The sequence below is a fragment of the Streptomyces sp. NPDC046805 genome (assembly GCF_040645355.1).
Lineage (GTDB): Bacteria > Actinomycetota > Actinomycetes > Streptomycetales > Streptomycetaceae > Streptomyces.
Genome location: NZ_JBEYYC010000050.1, coordinates 1 through 21130, shown reverse-complemented (window position 1 = coordinate 21130; position 21130 = coordinate 1). Strand labels below are relative to the sequence as shown.

General features: G+C 71.9%; 17 protein-coding genes. 13 read left to right on the top strand and 4 right to left on the bottom strand.

What is annotated here, in order from left to right; all coding sequences use genetic code 11:
- Positions 1–101: 101 nt before the first annotated feature.
- The 9 genes from ABZ910_RS34155 to ABZ910_RS34115 all read left to right on the top strand — a co-directional run bounded on the left by ABZ910_RS34155 (position 102) and on the right by ABZ910_RS34115 (position 9243).
- Positions 102–785 carry a response regulator gene (locus ABZ910_RS34155; protein WP_361372951.1) on the top strand — a complete coding sequence of 228 codons (684 nt, stop codon included), beginning with the start codon at positions 102–104 and terminating at the stop codon, positions 783–785.
- Positions 786–948: 163 nt separating this feature from the next.
- Positions 949–3684 (top strand): DNA translocase FtsK, encoded by a 2736-nt coding sequence (locus tag ABZ910_RS34150; protein ID WP_361372949.1) that lies wholly within the window; start codon positions 949–951, stop codon positions 3682–3684.
- 276 nt (positions 3685–3960) lie between these two features.
- Positions 3961–4800, top strand: a complete 840-nt coding sequence (locus ABZ910_RS34145) for a RodZ domain-containing protein (protein ID WP_361372947.1) — start codon at positions 3961–3963, stop codon at positions 4798–4800.
- A 92-nt stretch (positions 4801–4892) separates the two neighbouring features.
- A complete protein-coding gene (gene rimO, locus ABZ910_RS34140) occupies positions 4893–6380 on the top strand; it encodes a 30S ribosomal protein S12 methylthiotransferase RimO (RefSeq protein WP_361372945.1) in 1488 nt (495 codons plus the stop codon).
- Positions 6377–7063, top strand: a complete 687-nt coding sequence (gene pgsA / locus ABZ910_RS34135; protein WP_361372943.1) for a CDP-diacylglycerol--glycerol-3-phosphate 3-phosphatidyltransferase — start codon at positions 6377–6379, stop codon at positions 7061–7063. Before rimO ends, pgsA begins: the two co-directional genes overlap by 4 nt.
- Positions 7060–7617, top strand: a complete 558-nt coding sequence (locus ABZ910_RS34130; protein WP_361372941.1) for a CinA family protein — start codon at positions 7060–7062, stop codon at positions 7615–7617. Before pgsA ends, ABZ910_RS34130 begins: the two co-directional genes overlap by 4 nt.
- Before the next feature lie 109 nt (positions 7618–7726).
- The gene (locus ABZ910_RS34125; RefSeq protein ID WP_361372939.1) at positions 7727–8101 is read left to right on the top strand and encodes a helix-turn-helix transcriptional regulator; all 375 of its coding nucleotides are present in this window, start codon (positions 7727–7729) and stop codon (positions 8099–8101) included.
- A gap of 224 nt (positions 8102–8325) precedes the next feature.
- The gene (locus tag ABZ910_RS34120; protein ID WP_361372937.1) at positions 8326–8817 is read left to right on the top strand and encodes a DNA starvation/stationary phase protection protein; all 492 of its coding nucleotides are present in this window, start codon (positions 8326–8328) and stop codon (positions 8815–8817) included.
- Positions 8818–8916: 99 nt separating this feature from the next.
- The gene (locus ABZ910_RS34115) at positions 8917–9243 is read left to right on the top strand and encodes a hypothetical protein (protein WP_361372935.1); all 327 of its coding nucleotides are present in this window, start codon (positions 8917–8919) and stop codon (positions 9241–9243) included.
- Between the two features lie 59 nt (positions 9244–9302).
- On the opposite strand, the gene ABZ910_RS34110 is transcribed toward ABZ910_RS34115, so the two are convergent.
- The 3 genes from ABZ910_RS34110 to ABZ910_RS34100 form a co-directional block, all read right to left on the bottom strand.
- A complete protein-coding gene (locus ABZ910_RS34110) occupies positions 9303–10145 on the bottom strand; it encodes a DNA-formamidopyrimidine glycosylase family protein (RefSeq protein WP_361372933.1) in 843 nt (280 codons plus the stop codon).
- Between the two features lie 61 nt (positions 10146–10206).
- On the bottom strand, positions 10207–15129 hold the full coding sequence (locus ABZ910_RS34105; protein ID WP_361372931.1) for a DEAD/DEAH box helicase: 4923 nt from the start codon (positions 15127–15129) through the stop codon (positions 10207–10209).
- 142 nt (positions 15130–15271) lie between these two features.
- Positions 15272–16252, bottom strand: a complete 981-nt coding sequence (locus ABZ910_RS34100) for a hypothetical protein (RefSeq protein WP_361372929.1) — start codon at positions 16250–16252, stop codon at positions 15272–15274.
- An 80-nt stretch (positions 16253–16332) separates the two neighbouring features.
- Between ABZ910_RS34100 and ABZ910_RS34095 the strand changes: the two genes are divergently transcribed.
- Together ABZ910_RS34095 and ABZ910_RS34090 are read left to right on the top strand one after the other, a co-directional pair.
- Positions 16333–16527 (top strand): DUF3046 domain-containing protein, encoded by a 195-nt coding sequence (locus tag ABZ910_RS34095; protein ID WP_361372927.1) that lies wholly within the window; start codon positions 16333–16335, stop codon positions 16525–16527.
- 63 nt (positions 16528–16590) lie between these two features.
- Positions 16591–17856 (top strand): AI-2E family transporter, encoded by a 1266-nt coding sequence (locus ABZ910_RS34090; protein ID WP_361372925.1) that lies wholly within the window; start codon positions 16591–16593, stop codon positions 17854–17856.
- 152 nt (positions 17857–18008) lie between these two features.
- On the opposite strand, the gene ABZ910_RS34085 is transcribed toward ABZ910_RS34090, so the two are convergent.
- Positions 18009–18752 (bottom strand): hypothetical protein, encoded by a 744-nt coding sequence (locus tag ABZ910_RS34085; protein ID WP_361372923.1) that lies wholly within the window; start codon positions 18750–18752, stop codon positions 18009–18011.
- 343 nt (positions 18753–19095) lie between these two features.
- On the opposite strand from ABZ910_RS34085, the gene recA reads away from it, so the two are divergent.
- Positions 19096–20220, top strand: coding sequence for a recombinase RecA (gene recA, locus ABZ910_RS34080; RefSeq protein ID WP_361372921.1), 1125 nt, complete (start codon positions 19096–19098; stop codon positions 20218–20220).
- 3 nt (positions 20221–20223) lie between these two features.
- Positions 20224–20964, top strand: a complete 741-nt coding sequence (gene recX, locus ABZ910_RS34075) for a recombination regulator RecX (protein ID WP_361372919.1) — start codon at positions 20224–20226, stop codon at positions 20962–20964.
- Positions 20965–21130 lie beyond the last annotated feature (166 nt).

Sequence of the window (21130 nt, the reverse complement as noted above, 5' to 3'; positions counted from 1 at the left end):
GGCAGGGTGCGGCTACGATGACCGGCACAAGGGCGGGCGGCGAAAGGGAGTCGTCCCCTGGGGCGGCGCCCGGTGTACCGCCGGGGCGAGGAGGGCGGGCCATGGTGCAGAAGGCCAAGATCCTCCTGGTCGATGACCGGCCGGAGAATCTGCTGGCGCTGGAGGCCATCCTCTCTGCGCTCGATCAGACGCTGGTGCGGGCATCGTCCGGGGAGGAAGCGCTCAAAGCACTGCTCACGGACGACTTCGCGGTCATTCTGCTGGACGTCCAGATGCCGGGCATGGACGGTTTCGAGACCGCCGCGCACATCAAGCGGCGGGAGCGGACCCGGGACATCCCGATCATCTTCCTCACGGCGATCAACCACGGCCCGCACCACACCTTCCGGGGCTATGCGGCGGGTGCGGTGGACTACATCTCCAAGCCGTTCGACCCGTGGGTGCTGCGCGCGAAGGTCTCGGTCTTCGTCGAGCTGTACATGAAGAACTGCCAGCTGCGGGAGCAGGCGGCGCTGCTGCGGCTCCAGTTGGAGGGCGGCGGCAAGGGCGCGGTCGGTCCCGGCAAGGAGTCGGCGGGACTGCTGGCCGAACTGTCCGCGCGGCTCGCCGCCGTCGAGGAGCAGGCCGAGGCGCTGTCCAAGCAGCTGGACGACGAGTCCGCGGACGCGGCCGCGGTGGCCACGGCCGCCCATCTCGAACGCAAACTCACGGGGTTGCGCCGCGCCCTCGACGCCCTGGAACCGGGCACGGGCAGCGGGGCGCCGTCGGTGCCGACGCAGAACTGACCGCTGCCGTCACCGCAGTTGCCCATGAGGGTGCGTCAGTTCTGCGCCTGCGCAAGGGTGACACGTTCGAGTGAACGTGGGGATCCCCCCTGTTCGAGCGAAGTCGCGAACTCGGGGAAGGCACACGTGTCCGCTGCCGCCTTCCCCCGGTAATCTCGCACCTATGGCCTCACGTCCCTCCGCAGCCAAGAAGGCGCCCGCCAAGAAGGCGGCCGCTCCCGCGAAGGCTCCGGCGAAGAAGGCCGCCGCGAAGAAGACGCCCGCGAAGAGCGCGAAGAAGGCGCCCGCCAAGAAGGCCGCGGCGAAGAAGCCGGCGTCGGCACGCAAGCCGGCGCCGAGCCCCACCGGGGGGATCTACCGGCTCGTCTGCGCCCTCTGGCTCGGCCTCGCGCACGCCGTCGGAGCCGTCCTGCGCGGCATAGGGCGGGGCGCCAAGAACCTCGACCCGGCCCACCGCAAGGACGGCATCGCCCTGCTGCTGTTCGGCATCGCCCTGATCATCGCCGCCGGCACCTGGGCCGACCTGCGCGGTCCCGTCGGCGACCTGGTCGAGATCCTGGTGACGGGCGCCTTCGGCCGCCTCGACCTGCTGGTGCCGATACTGCTCGCGGTGATCGCCGTGCGCTTCATCCGGCACCCCGAACAGCCCGAAGCCAACGGCCGCATCGTGATCGGCCTGTCCGCGCTCGCCATCGGCGTGCTCGGCCAGGTCCACATCGCCTGCGGCTCGCCCGCCCGCAGCGATGGCATGCAGGCCATAAGGGACGCCGGCGGTCTCATCGGCTGGGGCGCGGCGACCCCGCTGACGTACGCCATGACCACCGTGCTCGCCGTACCGCTGCTCGCGCTGCTCACGATCTTCGGCCTGCTCGTCGTGACCGCCACCCCGGTCAACGCCATCCCGCGCCGGCTGCGCGAACTCGGGGTGCGGCTGGGCGTCGTACACGACCAGGAACCGGACGAGTTCACCGAGGACGACGCGCGCTACGACGAACAGTGGCGCGAGGCGCTGCCCGCGCGCCGCCGCGGGCGCCCGAGCGCCCCTCAGACGCACGAGCCCGACGAAGCCGGGCAATTGGCCCTGTCGGGGCGCCGCGGCCGGCCCAGGCGCTCCGCCGTCCCGCAGCCCGACATGGAGCGGCAGATGGACGCCGTGGATGTCGCCGCGGCGGCCGCGGCCGCGCTCGACGGCGCCGTCCTGCACGGCATGCCGCCCTCGCCGCTCATCGCCGACCTCACCCAGGGCGTCAGCGTGGCCGACCGCGAGGAGACGACGCCCACGCCGACGCCCGTCCCGGCCGCGCGCCCGGCCGCACGCCCCCGGCAGGAGAAGCTCGACGGCGCGGTCCCGGACCTCACCAAGAGCCCGGCCCCCGAGCCCCGCGACCTGCCCGCGCGCGCGGAGCAGCTCCAGCTGTCCGGCGACATCACCTACTCCCTGCCCTCGCTCGACCTCCTCACGCGCGGGGGCCCCGGCAAGGCGCGCAGCGCCGCCAACGACGCGATCGTCGCCTCGCTCACCAACGTCTTCTCCGAGTTCAAGGTCGACGCCCGCGTCACCGGCTTCACGCGCGGGCCTACGGTCACCCGGTACGAGGTCGAACTCGGCCCCGCCGTCAAGGTCGAGCGGATCACCGCGCTCACCAAGAACATCGCGTACGCCGTCGCCAGCCCGGACGTGCGGATCATCAGCCCGATCCCCGGCAAGTCGGCGGTCGGCATCGAGATCCCCAACACCGACCGGGAGATGGTCAACCTCGGCGACGTGCTGCGGCTCGCGGAGTCCGCCGAGGACGGCGACCCGATGCTGGTGGCCTTCGGCAAGGACGTCGAGGGCGGCTACGTCATGCACTCGCTGGCGAAGATGCCGCACATGCTGGTCGCCGGCGCCACCGGCTCCGGCAAGTCGTCCTGCATCAACTGCCTCATCACGTCGGTCATGATGCGGGCCACCCCCGAGGACGTCCGCATGGTCCTCGTCGACCCCAAGCGCGTCGAACTGACCGCCTACGAGGGCATTCCGCACCTGATCACGCCGATCATCACCAACCCGAAGCGGGCAGCCGAGGCGCTGCAGTGGGTCGTACGCGAGATGGACCTGCGCTACGACGACCTCGCGGCGTACGGCTACCGGCACATCAACGACTTCAACGCGGCCGTGCGCAGCGGCAAGGTGAAGCCGCCGGAGGGCAGCGAGCGCGAACTCCAGCCCTACCCCTACCTGCTGGTGATCGTCGACGAGCTCGCCGACCTGATGATGGTCGCGCCGCGCGACGTCGAGGACGCGATCGTGCGCATCACGCAGCTCGCGCGCGCGGCCGGCATCCATCTGGTGCTGGCCACGCAGCGGCCGTCGGTCGATGTCGTCACCGGTCTGATCAAGGCGAACGTGCCCTCGAGGCTCGCGTTCGCCACCTCCTCGCTCGCCGACTCGCGCGTCATCCTCGACCAGGCCGGCGCGGAGAAGCTCATCGGCAAGGGCGACGGGTTGTTCCTGCCGATGGGCGCCAACAAGCCGACCCGTATGCAGGGCGCGTTCGTGACCGAGGAGGAGGTCGCGGCCGTCGTCCGGCACTGCAAGGACCAGATGGCGCCCGTCTTCCGGGACGACGTCACCGTGGGAAGCAAGCAGAAGAAGGAGATCGACGAGGACATCGGCGACGACCTCGACCTGTTGTGCCAGGCGGCGGAACTCGTCGTCTCCACGCAGTTCGGATCGACCTCGATGCTCCAGCGCAAGCTGCGCGTCGGTTTCGCCAAAGCAGGGCGGCTCATGGACCTGATGGAGTCCCGGGGCGTCGTCGGACCGAGCGAAGGGTCGAAAGCTCGTGACGTTCTTGTGAAGCCTGACGACATGGACGGCGTGCTCGCCGTGATCCGCGGGGAAGCTGAAAGGTAGGGACGCGCGCGTGCGGCGCTCCTGACCGGGCAGAGTGACGGCACCGCCGTGACCCACCCGTTAGAGATCGGCGCGCAACCGTTTTCCCTAGACGTACGTCAAGTTGACCGAGAGGACAGGTACCGGTCCCAGGCTGGGAAACGGCCCGTCCCGTCGTCGGGATGTCCGGCCATTCCGATGGCGTACAAAGTTCCATCGCCCGGTTGCCCCACCCTTTCGTACCCCCCCTACACTGAACCCCCAGCACAGGTGGCTTAACGCTCGAAAGGCGCCCCCGTGTCAATCGGCAACTCCCCTGAAGACGAGCGTCCCTTGCAAGACGTCTCCGAGGAAGCCCGCACCCCCGTCGGCCGCGCCCTTCGGCAGGCGCGCATCGCGGCCGGGCTGACCGTCGACGACGTCAGCAACGCCACCCGGGTCCGCATCGCCATCGTGCACGCCATCGAGGCGGACGACTTCGACGCCTGCGGCGGAGCCGTGTACGCGCGCGGGCACATCCGGACCCTGGCCAAGGCCGTGCAGGTCGATCCCGACCCGCTGCTCGCGCAGTACGACGCCGAGCACGGCGGCCGCCCCGCCCCGACCCCGGCCGCGCCCCTCTTCGAGGCGGAACGTATCCGCCCCGAGCGGCGCGGGCCCAACTGGACCGCGGCCATGGTCGCCGCGATCGTCGCCGTGGTCGGCTTCGTCGGCTTCACCGCGGTCAAGGGCGGCGACGGCGACAGCGGCAAGGACCAGGTCGCCGAGGGCGCCACCACCGCGACCAGCAAGCCCGCCTCGCCCACCCCGACCGGCAGCAAGCCCGCCGACGAGAAGCCCGAGCCATCCGACAGCGCCATCGCGGCCGCGCCCCAGGACAAGGTGACGGTCCGGGTGAGCGCCGTCGACGGGCACAGCTGGATCTCGGCCAAGGACCACAACGGCCGCATGCTCTTCGACGGACTGCTGAAGAAGGGCGACTCCAAGACCTTCCAGGACAGCTCGAAGGTCAACCTGATCCTCGGCGACGCCGGGGCCATCCAGCTCTACGTCAACGGCAAGAAGATCAACGACGACTTCCGGCCGGGAGCCGTCGAGCGTCTGACGTACACGAAGGGTGACCCCGAGGTCGGATAGGGGTCACAGGCTGTCGGGTGCGCACGGGGTTGGCCGGGATCGGCCAACCCCGTCGACGTGGGGTGTCAGCGAGACAAAGTACTCTTGAGCCCATGCCTGAACGCCGTACCGTCGCACTAGTCACTCTCGGCTGCGCCCGTAACGAGGTGGACTCGGAGGAGCTCGCAGGCCGTTTGGAGGCGGACGGCTGGCAGCTCGTCGAGGACGCCGAGAACGCCGATGTCGCCGTGGTCAACACCTGCGGTTTCGTGGAGGCCGCCAAGAAGGACTCCGTCGACGCCCTCCTGGAGGCCAACGATCTCAAGGGGCACGGCAGAACGCAGGCCGTCGTGGCGGTCGGCTGCATGGCGGAGCGGTACGGCAAGGAGCTCGCCGAGGCCCTCCCCGAGGCCGACGGCGTGCTCGGTTTCGACGACTACGCGAACATCTCCGACCGTCTGCAGACGATTCTGAGCGGCGGCGTCCACGCCGCGCACACCCCGCGCGACCGGCGCAAGCTGCTGCCGATCAGCCCGGCGGCGCGCCAGGAGTCGGCGACCGAGGTGGCCCTGCCCGGGCACGGCGCCCCCAAGGACCTCCCCGAGGGCCTCGCTCCGGCCTCCGGCCCCCGCGCGCCCCTGCGCCGCCGTCTGGACGGCTCCCCGGTCGCCTCCGTCAAGCTCGCCTCCGGCTGCGACCGGCGCTGCTCCTTCTGCGCCATCCCGTCCTTCCGCGGCTCCTTCATCTCCCGCCGCCCCAGCGACGTGCTGAACGAGACGCGCTGGCTGGCCGAGCAGGGCGTCAAGGAGATCATGCTGGTCTCCGAGAACAACACCTCGTACGGCAAGGACCTGGGCGACATCCGCCTGCTGGAGTCCCTGCTGCCCAACCTCGCCGAGGTCGACGGCATCGAGCGGGTGCGTGTCAGCTACCTCCAGCCGGCCGAGATGCGCCCGGGGCTGATCGACGTCCTGACCTCCACCCCGAAGATCGCGCCGTACTTCGACCTGTCCTTCCAGCACTCCGCCCCCGGCGTACTGCGCGCGATGCGCCGCTTCGGCGACACCGACCGCTTCCTGGAGCTGCTCGACACCATCCGCACCAAGGCCCCGCAGGCCGGTGCGCGCTCCAACTTCATCGTCGGCTTCCCCGGCGAGACCGAGGCCGACCTCGCCGAGCTCGAGCGCTTCCTGACCCACGCCCGGCTGGACGCCATCGGCGTCTTCGGCTACTCCGACGAGGAGGGCACGGAGGCGGCGACGTACGAGAACAAGCTCGACGAGGACGTCGTCGCCGAGCGGCTGGCGCACGTCTCCCGGCTGGCCGAGGAACTCGTCTCGCAGCGTGCGGAGGAGCGCGTCGGCGAGACCGTGCACGTGCTGGTCGAGTCGCTCGGCTACGACGACGACGCCGAGGAGGGCGTGTTCGGCCGCGGTGCGCACCAGGCGCCCGAGACCGACGGCCAGGTGGTGCTCACAAGCGGCGAGGGCCTGAGCGTCGGTCGTATGGTCGAAGCGAAGGTGGTCGGTACGGAGGGTGTCGACCTCGTGGCCGAGCCGCTGGGAGGCGCGCTCGCGCACGGTGAGGAGGCCGCCAGATGACCGGAGTCCCGGCATCCGCCGCGGATGGCCCCTCCGGTGCTCAGGGCGGGGCGAAGAACCCGCGCGGCGGGAAGCTGGCGGCCGCGGCCGTCAACCAGGCCAGCGTCTGGAACATCGCCAACCTGCTGACCATGCTCCGGCTGGTGCTCGTCCCCGGCTTCGTGGCGCTGATGCTGGCCGACGGCGGGTACGACCCGGCGTGGCGCTCGCTCGCCTGGGCCGCCTTCGCCATCGCCATGATCACCGACCTGTTCGACGGTCATCTGGCGCGCACGTACAACCTCGTCACCGACTTCGGGAAGATCGCCGACCCCATCGCCGACAAGGCGATCATGGGTGCGGCGCTGATCTGCCTGTCCTCGCTCGGCGACCTGCCGTGGTGGGTCACGGCGGTCATCCTCGGGCGGGAACTCGGCATCACGCTCATGCGTTTCCTGGTCATCCGCTACGGCGTCATCCCGGCGAGCCGCGGCGGCAAGCTCAAGACGCTCACCCAGGGCGTGGCCGTGGGGATGTACGTCCTGGCACTGACGGGCTGGCTGGCCACCCTGAGGTTCTGGGTGATGGCGGCCGCGGTAGTTCTCACCGTCGTGACCGGCCTCGACTATGTGAGACAGGCCATTGTGCTGCGCAGGCAGGGAATGGCCGAGGGCCGGGACGCGTTGGAGGAGACCGAAGCGTGAATTCTCCGGCCCAAGCTGGGGCCACTGAAGTGGTGCGACTACTCACGGTGAGGGGCGAGACGCTCGCCGTCGCCGAGTCGCTCACGGGTGGCCTGGTCGCGGCGGAGATCACGGCGGTTCCGGGTGCGTCCAAGGCCTTCCGGGGCTCGGTCACCGCCTATGCCACCGACCTGAAGCACGAGCTGCTGGGGGTCGACGCCGCCCTGCTGGAACAGCGCGGAGCGGTGGACCCGCAGGTCGCGGCCCAGATGGCGGCCGGAGTACGCACGGCGCTGGGCGCCGACTGGGGCCTCGCGACGACCGGCGTCGCCGGCCCCGATCCGCAGGACGGCAAGCCGGTCGGGACGGTGTTCGTGGCCGTCGACGGCCCCGTCCGGCGGGATTCCGGTTCTGCCGGTGGCGGAAAAGTGGAGGCCCTGCGGTTGAACGGCGGCCGCACGGAAATTCGTATGGAGAGTGTACGGAGCGTACTCGCGTTGCTTCAGACGGAGCTCGCGGGCGAACAGATCGGAAATGGGCGGGCACAGGATACGGAACAGAACGGGGGGTTTTGATGTTTGCAGCCCTTAGTGAACACGACATCGCTCCCCGCACGGCCGCAGCACGAGGCGGTACGGTGGGGCGTGAAGGATGCGGCTACGCGGTCCGAGGAGGGAGCCACCGATGATTCTGCTCCGTCGCCTGCTGGGTGACGTGCTGCGTCGGCAGCGCCAGCGCCAGGGCCGTACTCTGCGCGAAGTCTCCTCATCCGCCCGAGTCTCACTCGGCTATCTCTCCGAGGTGGAGCGGGGGCAGAAGGAGGCTTCCTCCGAACTGCTCGCCGCCATCTGCGACGCGCTTGACGTACGGATGTCCGAGCTCATGCGGGAAGTGAGCGACGAGCTCGCGCTCGCGGAGCTGGCCCAGTCTGCCGCTGCCACCGAGTCCGTGCCCGCGCCGGTTCGCCCGATGCTGGGTTCCGTCTCGGTGGCCGGTGTGCCACCGGAACGGGTGACCATCAAGGCGCCCGCGAAAGCGGTGGACGTGGTCGCCGCGTGAGGTTCACGCGCGTGGCTCTGTGACGCACCACGTGTGAGGCCCCGGCCGGGGCGATTCCGGGAAGCCCGGAGGTGCTCGGCCGGGGCCTTCGTGTTGTCTGCGTCGTTGTCTGCCTCGCATGAGGCTGTCGTGTCGTGCCCAGTCCAGCGCCGTGCCCTGTATGCGTCCATTTGCCGGTATTGGGTGGGGCCGTCAAGGTGGAAGGACCGGGGGACGCGACCAGGATGGACCGACGGAGGGTTCGGAGGTACGTGGTGAAGAGCCGGCTGTCCGATCAGGACCTGAAGACCGTGTCCGAGGCGCTGCAGGGCGCGCTCGTCGACCTGGTGGACCTGTCTCTGGTAGCGAAGCAGATCCACTGGAACGTCGTCGGCCCCCGCTTCCGCTCCGTCCACCTCCAGCTCGACGAGGTCGTCGACACGGCGCGCATCCACTCCGACGCGGTGGCGGAGCGGGCGGCCACCCTCGGCGTCCCGCCCGACGGGCGCGCGGCAACGGTGGCCTCCGGCAGCGGCATCGCGGCGACGCCCTCGGGCTGGGTCAAGGACACGGACGCGGTGCGCACGCTCGTGGACGCGCTGGGCGCGGTGATCACGCGGATGCGGGCGCGAGTGGCGGCGACCGCGGAGCCGGACCCGGTGACCCAGGACATCCTCATCGGGATCACGGCGGATCTGGAGAAGCACCACTGGATGTTCCAGGCCGAGAATGCGTGACGGTCGGGCCGGGACGGGCCCGGGTGCGTCCGTGTGCCCTTGGTGCGCTCTCCCGTCCGCCGAGGGCGGCGGCCTAGCCTCCCGCTGGAGGTGGCGGCCATGGTCGGGCGAATAGCGTGGTGGGGGGCCGCCCTGGGGTTGGGGGTGGCGTGGTGGTGGGCCGCGCTGAGGATCACGCTGGGGACGGACACGGGGTTGGTCGAGGGGGTCGTCGTGGCCGGAGGGTGGGGGCTGAGCCTGCTGCCCGTGCACTGTGTGCCGAAGAAGCGGGCGGCGGGAGCCGTCGGGGCTGGGCGGTGGGCGGCTGCCTGGCGGGCGGGAACGCCGGGAGGAGCGGCAGGATCAGCGGGAACGGCAGGAGGTGCGGGCGAGGTGGTGTCACGCTTGCGTCGCCGCGGGTCGGACGCGGGGTCCGGTTCGGCTTGATCCGGGACTGCTGAGGTCGTTCGCCGGTGCCGTGTGGTCAAGCGCGGTCCGGTGAGGCGTCACGGTGCCGTACGGGGGCGGAAGCGGCGGGCCTCCGGGGAGCCCGGGTCCGGTGCAGGGCCCCGTTGGCAGGTCGGGCACCAGTAGGTGGGGCGCTCCCGGGAGCCGTCGCCCTGGTCGGCCGCGCGGATCGGGGTGCGGCAGCGCAGGCAGGGGCGGCGTGCGCGGCCGTACACGAAGAGTTCCTGGCCGCGTCGGCCCTTGGTGGTGCGCAGCGGGCGGTCGCGGTTGACCTCCAGCAGCTTCTTGGCGAGGGCGGGCAGCTTCGCGGCCCGGTCGGCGGGCAGCGCGCCCACGGGGAGCCAGGGAGTTGCGCCGAGCAGGAAGCAGAGCTCGCTCTTGTAGATGTTGCCGATGCCGGCGAGGTTGCGCTGGTCGAGCAGGGCCTCGCCGAGGGGGCGGTCCGGAGCCGCGAGGAGGTTGGCGAAGGCCTGGTCCGCGTTCCAGTCCGGGCCCAGGAGGTCGGGGCCGAGATGGCCCACGACGCGGGACTCCTCGGTGGTGCGGAGGAGTTCGAGGACGGGAAGGCGGTAACCGACGGCGGTGCGGTCGTCGTTGCCGAGGATCACGCGGATCTGGTGCGCCGGACCGCCGCTCCAGCGCCGGCCGGTGTCGTACAGCCTCCAGGCGCCGTCCATCCGGAGGTGCGAGTGCAGGGTCAGGCCGCCCTCGATGCGGGTGAGCAGGTGCTTGCCGCGCGGGGTGACGTCCAGGACCGTGCGTCCGGTGAGGTCGACGGTGGCGTACTGCGGTACCCGGAAGTCGCTGAGGGTCAGCACCCTGGCCGCGAGCGCGTCGTGCAGTCGCCTCGCGGTCTGCCAGACCGTGTCACCCTCGGGCATGGCTCAAGGGTGACACGGTGGGGTGGCGGGACTGACGGGACCGGCGCCGACGTCCCGCGCGTCATATGCGGATGCGCAGTCCGCGCGGGGTCGCGATGAAGCCGGCTCCTTCCAGGACGGTGCCGATGGGGGAGGTCAGGGCCGAGCCGCCGTTGATGCGCTCCACGGTGATCCTGCCGAGGGCGCCCGCGCCCGCGGTGGCGGACAGGGCCTCCGCGGCCGCCCGCAGACGGGCGTCGTCGGCGGGCTCGGTGTCCGGGGCCGAGGGCCAGGCCAGCAGCGTCTTGCCGCCGCGCTCCATGTAGAGCGTCAGCTCACCGTCCACCAGGACGACGAGCGAGCCGGCCTTGCGGCCCGGCTTGTGCCCGGCCCCGGTCGGCGACTCGGGCCAGGGCAGGGCGGAGCCATAGGCGTTCGCGGGGTCGGCGGCGGCGAGAACGACCGCTCGGGAGTCGGCGGAGGACCTATGGCCGCGACGGTCGCCGTAGCCGGCGCGGGCTCCGGAGCCGTACGAGGGGCTGCCACCGCCCCGTGGGCCGCCGTAACCGGGCGCGGTGAAGTCGCGAGGGGAGACGTACTCGTCCGGTGCGGTGCGGTTGTTGGGAGGCCAGTCGATCTCACCGTCGAATCCGGCGATGTCGAATCCGGCCGCGGCCTCCTCGAAGGGGGCGGGTGAGGCACCGCCTCCGTTCAGGCCGCCGAAGGCCGGGGTGGACAGGCCCCCCTCGCTCCGGTCGCGGGCGTTGGACACCGCGCGCAGCCGGTCCACGGCACCGTCCATCGCGAACTGGGCGGCGCCGAGCCCCTCCACGACGTAGCCACGTCGGGCCTGGCCGCTCTCCTCGAAGGCGGACAGGATCCGGTACACCGACGAGAAGCCGCCCTCGACACCCTCCGCGCCGACCGCTCCCCGGGTGACCACGCCGTGCCGGTCGAGCAGTGTGCGGGCCAGGGCGTGGGCGCGGACCGTGGGGTCCGGTTCGTGCGCGGGCAGCAGGGACCAGCGGCCGCCGACGGACGGCGGGCCGCCGCGGGCGGCGGGGCGCGCGGCCCCCGTCAGCGAGCCGTAACGCCCGCGCGGGACCGAGCGCTTGGCGCGGTGCGCCGTGGCGCCCGCCGTACGGCCGGAACCCAGCAGGGACCGCATCGGGGCGAACGTGTCGTTCGTGAGCCGCCCGGACCAGGCCAGGTCCCAGAGGGCGTCGGCCAGTTTGGCGTCGGTGACGCTCGGGTGGGTGGTGGCACGGATCTGGTCGGCGATCTGGCGGAAGAACAGGCCGTAGCCCCCGGAGAGGGTACTCAGGACGGACTGGTGCAGCGGTGTCAGCTCCATTGGGGCGGGCGGTGGCAGGAGCAGCGGGGCCGAGTCCGCCAGGTAGAGCGAGACCCAGCCGTCCTTGCCGGGCAGCGCGCCCGCCCCGGCCCACACCACCTCGCCGGCGGCGGTGAGTTCGTCCAGCATCGACGGGGTGTAGTCCGCGACGCGGGACGGCAGGATCAGCTTCTCCAGGGCGGACGCGGGCACGGACGCGCCCTGCAACTGCTCGATGGCGCGCACCAGTCCGTCGGTGCCGCGCAGACCGTGCCCCTTGCCGATGTGCTGCCACTGGGGCAGGAACTGCGCCAGCGACGCGGGCGGTACCGGCTCCAGTTCGTGACGCAGCGCGGCCAGGGAGCGGCGGCGCAGGCGGCGCAGCACGGCCGCGTCGCACCACTCCTGGCCGATCCCGGCCGGGTGGAACTCCCCTTGTACGACGCGGCCGTTGGCGGCGAGCCGTTGCAGGGCGCCGTCCGTGACCGCCACGCCCAGCCCGAAGCGTGCCGCCGCGGTGGCCGACGTGAACGGACCGTGGGTGCGCGCGTGGCGCGCGAGGAGGTCGCCGAGCGGGTCCTTGACCGGTTCGGTGAAGGCCTCGGGGACACCGACCGGGAGCGCCGTGCCCAGGGCGTCGCGCAGTCGGCCCGCGTCCTCGATCGCCGCCCAGTGGTCGGCGCCGGCGATGCGGACCCGGATGGCGCGGCGGGCCGCGGCCAGCTCGAGGGCCCACTGCGGCTCGGCTCCCCGCTCGGCCAACTCGGCGTCGGTGAGCGGTCCGAGGAGCCGCAACAGGTCGGCGACGCCTTCGGCGTCCTTGACGCGGCGGTCCTCGGTGAGCCACTGGAGCTCCTGCTCCAGCTCGGTCAGCACCTCCGCGTCGAGCAGCTCGCGCAGCTCGGCCTGGCCCAGCAGCTCGGCCAGCAGCCGCGAGTCCAGCGAGAGCGCGGCGGCGCGCCGCTCGGCGAGCGGGGAGTCACCCTCGTACAGGAACTGGGCGACGTATCCGAACAGGAGGGAGCGCGCGAAGGGGGACGGCTCGGGGGTGGTGACCTCGACCAGGCGGACCTTGCGGGACTCGATGTCGCCCATCAGCTCGACGAGTCCGGGGACGTCGAAGACGTCCTGGAGGCACTCGCGGACCGCCTCCAGGATGATCGGGAACGAGCCGAACTCGTTCGCCACCTGCAGCAGTTGGGAGGCACGCTGGCGCTGCTGCCACAGCGGGGTGCGCTTGCCGGGGGTGCGGCGCGGCAGCAGCAGCGCGCGGGCCGCGCACTCGCGGAACCGGGAGGCGAACAGGGCCGAGCCGCCGACCTGGTCGGTGACGACCTGGTCGACGTCGCCCTTGTCGAAGGCGACGTCCGCCGCGCCGACGGGGGCCTGCTCGGGGTCGGTTCCCGGATGGAAGGGGGCGTCCTCCTTCGCGGGGTCCTGGTCCAGCAGGTCGAGGCTCATCAGGTCGGCGTCCGGCAGGCGCAGCACGATGCCGTCGTCGGCGTGCATGACCTGCGCGTCCATGCCGTAACGCTCGGACAGGCGGGCGCCGAGCGCGAGCGCCCACGGGGCGTGGACCTGGGCGCCGAAGGGGGAGTGGACGACGATCCGCCAGTCGCCCAGTTCGTCGCGGAAGCGCTCGACGACGATCGTGCGGTCGTCGGGGACATGGCCGCAGGCCTCGCGCTGCTCGTCCAGGTAGGAGAGGACGTTGTCGGCGGCCCAGGCGTCGAGGCCCGCGCTGAGCAGGCGCAGCCGGGCGTCCTCCTTGGACAGCGAGCCGATCTCGCGCAGGAACGCGCCCACCGCGCGGCCGAGTTCGAGCGGGCGGCCCAGCTGGTCGCTCTTCCAGAACGGGAGCCTGCCCGGCTGTCCCGGTGCCGGGGAGACCAGGACACGGTCGCGCGTGATGTCCTCGATCCGCCAGGAGCTCGTGCCCAGCGTGAAGACGTCGCCCACGCGGGACTCGTAGACCATCTCCTCGTCGAGCTCGCCGACCCGGCCGCCGCCCTTCTTGGGATCGGCACCCGCGAGGAAGACACCGAAGAGCCCGCGGTCGGGGATCGTGCCGCCGGAGGTGACGGCGAGGCGCTGCGCGCCGGGGCGCCCGGTGACCGTCCCGGCGACCCGGTCCCACACCACGCGCGGGCGCAGCTCCGCGAAGGCGTCGGATGGGTACCGGCCCGCCAGCATGTCGAGGACCGCCGTGAACGCAGACTCCGGGAGTGAGGCGAACGGCGCGGCGCGGCGGACCATGGCCAGCAGGTCGTCGACCTGCCAGGTGTCCATCGCCGTCATGGCGACCAGCTGCTGGGCGAGCACGTCCAGCGGGTTCGAGGGGACCTTCAGGGACTCGATGCCCCCCGAACGCATCCGCTCGGTGACCACGGCCGCCTGCACGAGGTCACCGCGGTACTTCGGGAAGACCACGCCCCGGGAGACCGCGCCCACCTGGTGTCCCGCGCGGCCGACGCGCTGGAGGCCGGACGCCACCGACGGCGGGGACTCGACCTGGACGACCAGGTCCACGGCACCCATGTCGATGCCCAGCTCCAGGCTGGAGGTGGCCACCACGGCGGGCAGGCGCCCGGCCTTCAGCTCCTCCTCGACGATGGTGCGCTGCTCCTTGGAGACCGAGCCGTGGTGCGCGCGGGCGATGATCTGGGGCGCGCCCTGGGCCGCGCCCGAGCCGCCCATCAGCTGGGCGGGGGAGTGGTCCTCCTCCAAGGGCTCGCCGGTCGCCCGCTCGTAGGCGATCTCGTTGAGCCGGTTGCACAGCCGCTCGGCGAGGCGGCGGGAGTTGACGAACACGATCGTCGAACGATGCGCCTGCACCAGGTCGGTGATGTGCTCCTCGACATGCGGCCAGATCGACGGGCGCTCCGCGCCGTCGCTGCCGTCGGCCGCCGGGGCGGCGCCCACCTCGCCCATGTCCTCGACCGGGACGACGACGGACAGGTCGAACTCCTTGCCGGACTCCGGCTGGACGATCTCCACCTTGCGGCGGGGCGAGAGGTAGCGGGCCACCTCGTCCACCGGGCGGACGGTCGCCGACAGGCCGATGCGGCGGGCCGGCTTGGGCAGCAGCTCGTCCAGTCGCTCCAGGGTGAGCGCCAGATGCGCGCCGCGCTTGGTGCCCGCGACCGCGTGCACCTCGTCCAGGATCACCGTCTCGATGCCGGTCAGCGCGTCGCGCGTGGCGGACGTCAGCATCAGGAAGAGGGATTCCGGGGTGGTGATCAGGATGTCCGGCGGCCGGGTGGCCATGGCACGGCGCTCGGCGGCCGGGGTGTCGCCGGAGCGGATACCGACCTTGATCTCGGGCTCGGGCAGCCCCATGCGCACGGACTCCTGGCGGATGCCGGTGAGCGGACTGCGCAGGTTGCGCTCGACGTCGACCGCGAGGGCCTTCAGCGGGGAGACGTACAGAACGCGGCAGCGCTTCTTCGGGTCAGCCGGGGGAGGAGTCGCGGCCAGGTGGTCCAGGGAGGCGAGGAACGCGGCCAGCGTCTTGCCGGAGCCGGTCGGGGCGACCGTCAGCACGTCCGAGCCCTCCTGGATGGCCTTCCACGTACCCGCCTGGGCCGCGGTGGGCGCGGAGAACGCCCCCGCGAACCAGTTGCGGGTGGCGGGGGAGAAGCCGTCGAGGGCCGGATGTGCGGAGCTGACCATGAATCCATCCTGCACCCCAGCACTGACAAACCGCCTGACCTGGGAAAATGCGGTCACCGGGCAGAGTGCGGGCCTCGCCGGGAGTACGGGCCCTCGCCGGAAGTCCGGGCCTCCCACCGGCAGGCCGAGCCCGGTCAGCGGGTCAGCCCACGAAGCGGCCGTACGCCTTGAGGGTGCGGAGCGCCTCGATCGTCACCACGGGACGTGCCTCCAAGGCGGTGCCGGGCGCCCACTGGCGCCAGCGCACCGGCCAGCCGCCGTCCTCCTGCTGCTCCGCGGTGAGGAAGTCCAGGGAGCGTGCCATCTCGTCGTCCGTGAACCACGCGCGCGCGAGGGAGCGCGGGCTCCTCGCGAAGTCGTGCGGGAAGTGGTGCTCGCCCGGGGCGTAGCCGGGTGCCACGGGGTGGTCGTCGAGGCGCCGCGGATCCAGGGCGACGAGCCGGTGTTCGCGCACCAGGCGCCCCAGCCGGTCGGCGGCCGCCTCCGCGCGCGGGCGGTCGGGCGTCGCGTCCAGGAAGGTCACGGCGGCCTCGATCTCGTAGGGGTGGGACTTCTCCAGGGACTCCACGGCCTGCCAGCAGAAGTCGGTGGCCCGGAACAGCCACGCGTGCCACACCTCGTTGCGGTGCAGCAGGCCCACCACCGGGCCGGTGGTGAGGAGCGAGCCGTGCGGGTCCCGCCGGCCGAGCGTGCCCGAGGCCGGGGAGGTCTCGTCCGGGATCGGCATGAACGGGGCCGCCGGATAGCCGCGCTGGCTGGGGTGGACCGCCGGAAGGGCGCCGTCCGCGGTGGACACCGACGTCAGATAGCGGCACACCCGCTCCACCCGCTGTCCGCCGCACCGCCTGATGGCGTCCAGGACGCCCAGCGCGCGACCGGTGTGCAGCGGCTGGCTCACCGGGCCGCGCAGATCGGGCTCCAGCGCGTGGCCGTACCCGCCGTCCTCGTTGCGGTAGGCGTCCAGCGCCGTCTCCACCGGATCGGCGCCCCCGTTCAGGAAGTGGTGGGCGAACAGGCGCTGCTCCAGCACGCGCGCGGTGAGCCACACGAAGTGCTCGGCGCGGAAGAGCGGGGAGCGCGCCGGGGGCGCAGGGGGGAGTGGGGAAGCTCCGGTTTCGGCCATGCGTCAGACCGTAGGGCGGAAAGCCGTCCAGGCAAGCCGTCCCGGGCAGGGCCCACCCAGAGGGACGGGATACTGGAGGCATGCGGTTGACGGTCTTCTGGCAGCGGATGGCGGAACATTTCGGTCCGGGTTACGCCGACACCTTCGCGCGCGATCATGTGATGTCGGAGCTCGGCGGCCGCACGGTGCGCGAGGCGCTGGAGGCCGGCTGGGACGCCAAGGACGTGTGGAACGTGGTCTGCACGGTCATGAACGTGCCGGGGGAGAAGCGCTGACCCGTCACGAACGTCACATGAGGGCAGCCGTCCGCTGTCAGTGGCGTGGGTGAGACTTGCACCGTGGCATCCACTGACGACACCGTCCCGCACGCGCCCCCGTCCGGTACGGCGCCGCCCGGTCGGCCCGCGGCCGAGGGTGCCGCCGGGCCGAGCGCCCGTATGCCGCGCTGGCTGCCGCGTGCCATGGTGCTCGCGCTCGCCCTCGTCGCCGTGTTCCAGCTGGGCAGTTGGGCCTTCCACCAGCTGCTCGGACTGCTGATCAACCTCCTCATCGCGTTCTTCCTGGCGCTCGCCATAGAGCCCGCGGTGAGTCGGATGGCCGCCCGCGGGATGCGCAGGGGGCTCGCCACCTGCCTGGTGTTCATCGGCCTGACGATCGTCGCGGCCGGGTTCGTCACGCTGCTCGGCTCCATGCTCGCGGGCCAGATCATCAAGATGGCCGAGGGCTTCCCCGACTACCTCGACTCGGTCATCAGCTGGGTCAACCACACGTTCCACACCGACCTGAAACGGGTCGACGTCCAGGAGGGGCTGCTCCACTCGGGCTGGCTGCGCAAATACGTCCAGAACAGCGCGGCGGGCGTGCTCGACGTGTCCGCCCAGGTGCTCGGCGGGCTGTTCCAGCTGCTGACGATCGCGCTGTTCTCGTTCTACTTCGCCGCCGACGGGCCGCGGCTGCGCCGGGCCCTCTGCTCCGTCCTGCCGCCCGCCCGTCAGGCCGAGGTCCTGCGCGCGTGGGAGATCGCCGTGGACAAGACCGGCGGCTACATCTACTCGCGCGGCCTCATGGCGCTCATCTCGGGAGTCGCCCACTACATCCTGTTCCAGGCACTGGGCGTGCCGTACGCGCCCGTGCTGGGTGTCTGGGTGGGCCTGGTTTCGCAGTTCATCCCCACCATCGGCACGTATCTCGCGGGCGCCCTGCCGATGCTGATCGCGTTCACGGTCGACCCCTGGTACGCGCTCTGGGTGCTGGTGTTCGTCGTGGTCTACCAGCAGTTCGAGAACTACATGCTGCAGCCCAAGCTGACCTCCAAGACCGTCGACATCCACCCCGCGGTCGCCTTCGGGTCGGTCATCGCGGGCACCGCGCTGCTCGGCGCCGTGGGCGCGCTGATCGCCATTCCGGCGGTCGCCACGCTGCAGGCCTTCCTGGGCGCGTACGTGAAGCGGTACGCCGTCACCGACGATCCCCGTGTCCACGGGCACCGCCGACGCGACCCCGTCGGCTCCGGCATGCTCACGCGCGCGTGGCGCGTGCGGGCGCAGCGGCAGGAGACGCGGGACACCACCGGGGCGGGGACCGCGGAGGACGGTTCGGCCTGAGCGCGGGCGAGGCGGCGGCCGCCGGTCGCCGGCTCGGCCGGCTGCCGTCCCGGCCGTTGCTCGCCGGGCGCCCGGGGGCCATGGTCCCCGGTTCCGGGAGGGGCGCGTGAGGATGCGCTCTCAGTACGGCACGGGCGCGTGAGGGTGCGCCCTCAGTACGTGAGGACCGCCCAGGCCCCGGCAGCGGCGACCGCTGCCACGTAACAGCCGACGGCTATCGCCACGGTCCGGCGCCGGGCCCGTTCGCGCCACTCGGTGCGGGACAGCAGCCACGCCAGCGCGGGCAGCACCAGGACGGCGTGCAGGCTCACCCCGTGCAGCGGCTTGAACGGGGCCGTCAAGTGGTAGGCCGCCTCCTGGTGGCCGGTCCGGGTGAGCACCACCCCGCGCGCGATCATCGCGGCACCCGAGGCCAGCGCCACGAGCAGGATCGCGAAGCCGGAACGCACCGCCACCGCCATGCCCGCGGGCCCGCCCGGCCGGTGCCGGAAGGACGCGACCGCGAAGACGGTGAGCAGCACCACGAGCACAGCGCCGCCCACCGCGAGCGTCATGGACACCGCCGTGTCGAAGGGGGTCTCCATGTCGAGGTGCGAGGGCACTCCGCGCCAGGCCTGGAGGGTGATGCCGCCGACCTCCACCACGCAGTCGGCGGCGAACACGACGAGCAGGACGGTGCGCAGACGCGGTCCCACCCGCAGGTACGACGTGACCCAGGTGACCGCGATCAGCGTCAGGCCGAAGGAGAGCCCGAAGGTGACGGGCTTGCGCCAGGAGACGGGACCGTCCCAGGGGCCGCCGTCGACCGAGAACACCACCAGGTGCGCGAGGCCGGAGAGGACGAGGACCAGACCGGTCGCATGACAGAGGCGTTCGGCAGGGCGCAGATTCTCCATGGGCCAAGGCTCCCGGGAGCGCCCGAGGCGGTCGTCGTCCGGTCGACGACACCGGTTGTACGCCGTGCGGAGTACCGCGCGATTGCAGCGCGGCGCACAGCGCGGAGTACGCGGAGTACGCGGAGAGCGTGGACGGGGCGGGCCGCTGTGTCCTTGACACGAAAATCGAACATCTATTCTTATAGAGGCTCGGGCGAGGCTCTCGATGGGCGTTTCGGCGTGATTTGGGCGGAGAGGAGCCCGGGTTATCCACAGGCGCCACCCATGTCGGGGCCCATTGTCAGTGGCAGGCGTTAGCGTCTTTGACGTGAAGCGATCGACTCAAGCAAACCGGGTGGAACCCATGGCAGGAACCGACCGCGAGAAGGCGCTCGACGCCGCGCTCGCACAGATTGAACGGCAATTCGGCAAGGGCGCGGTCATGCGCATGGGCGAGCGGTCGATGGAGCCCATCGAGGTCATCCCGACCGGTTCGACCGCGCTCGACGTCGCCCTCGGCGTCGGTGGCCTGCCCCGCGGCCGTGTTGTGGAGATCTACGGACCGGAGTCCTCCGGTAAGACGACCCTGACCCTGCACGCCGTGGCCAACGCGCAGAAGGCCGGCGGCCAAGTCGCCTTCGTGGACGCGGAGCACGCGCTCGACCCCGAGTACGCGAAGAAGCTCGGCGTCGACATCGACAACCTGATCCTGTCCCAGCCGGACAACGGTGAGCAGGCGCTCGAGATCGTGGACATGCTGGTCCGCTCCGGCGCGCTCGACCTGATCGTCATCGACTCCGTCGCCGCGCTCGTCCCGCGCGCGGAGATCGAGGGCGAGATGGGCGACAGCCACGTCGGTCTGCAGGCCCGCCTGATGAGCCAGGCCCTCCGGAAGATCACCAGCGCGCTCAACCAGTCCAAGACCACCGCGATCTTCATCAACCAGCTCCGCGAGAAGATCGGCGTGATGTTCGGTTCCCCGGAGACCACGACCGGTGGCCGGGCGCTGAAGTTCTACGCCTCGGTGCGCATCGACATCCGCCGTATCGAGACCCTGAAGGACGGCACGGAGGCGGTCGGCAACCGCACCCGCTGCAAGGTCGTCAAGAACAAGGTCGCGCCCCCCTTCAAGCAGGCCGAGTTCGACATCCTCTACGGCCAGGGCATCAGCCGTGAGGGCGGCCTGATCGACATGGGCGTGGAGCACGGCTTCGTCCGCAAGGCCGGCGCCTGGTACACGTACGAGGGCGACCAGCTCGGCCAGGGCAAGGAGAACGCGCGCAACTTCCTCAAGGACAACCCCGACCTGGCCAACGAGATCGAGAAGAAGATCAAGGAGAAGCTGGGCGTCGGCGTGCGGCCGCAGGAGGCCGGCACCGAGCCGGGCACGGACGCGGCGGCCACCACCGCGGACGACGCCGCGAAGACGACGCCCGCTCCGGCAGCCACCAAGGCCACCAAGCCCAAGGCCTCCGCAGCCAAGAGCTGACCCGTGACACGGCGAACCGAGTGGGCCGAGCACGCACACCTCGACGCGGCGCGGGAGCCGAGCGGGAGAGGTGGCGTCGGTCCTGCCTGGACGAGTGACGGCACGGACGGCGAGGGCACGAGCACCGGCGACGAGGGCGCGCCACGCCGGCGGCGTCGGCGCGGCGCCGGGGAGTCTTCCGGTGCACGCGGAGGTTCCTTCTCCTCGTCGAGGGCCGAGAAGGAGGAGCCTCCGGCGGACCCGGTCGAGCGGGCGCGGGCGATCTGTCTGCGCCTGCTCACCGGGACCCCGCGCACGCGCAAACAGCTCGCGGACGCGCTGCGCAAGCGGGAGATCCCGGACGACGTGGCCGAGGAGGTGCTGTCCCGGTTCGAGGAGGTCGGACTGATCAACGACGGTGCCTTCGCCGACGCCTGGGTGGAGTCCCGGCACCACGGCCGGGGCCTGGCCCGGCGCGCGCTCGCCCGGGAACTGCGCACCAAGGGCGTCGACTCGTCACTGATCGACGAGGCCGTCGCCCAGCTCGACTCCGAGCAGGAGGAGGAGACGGCCCGCGAGCTCGTCTCCCGCAAGCTCCGCTCCACCCGCGGCCTCGACCGCGACAAGCGGATACGGCGCCTCGCCGGCATGCTCGCGCGCAAGGGCTACCCCGAGGGCATGGCCCTGCGGGTCGTCCGGCAGGCACTGGAGGCGGAGGGCGAGGACGACGAGGACCTGGAGTTCCTCGACGGCGAGGGGTACTGAGGCGGGGGCCTGAGACGAGGGGGCATGAGCTGAGGGGGGCCTGAGACGGGGACGGAGGCGCCGGATACTGCGGCGAGGGGCGAGGGGCGAGGGGCGAGGGGCGAGGGGCGAGGGGCGAGGGGCGAGGGGCGAGGGGCGAGGGGCGAGGGGCGAGGGGCGAGGGGCG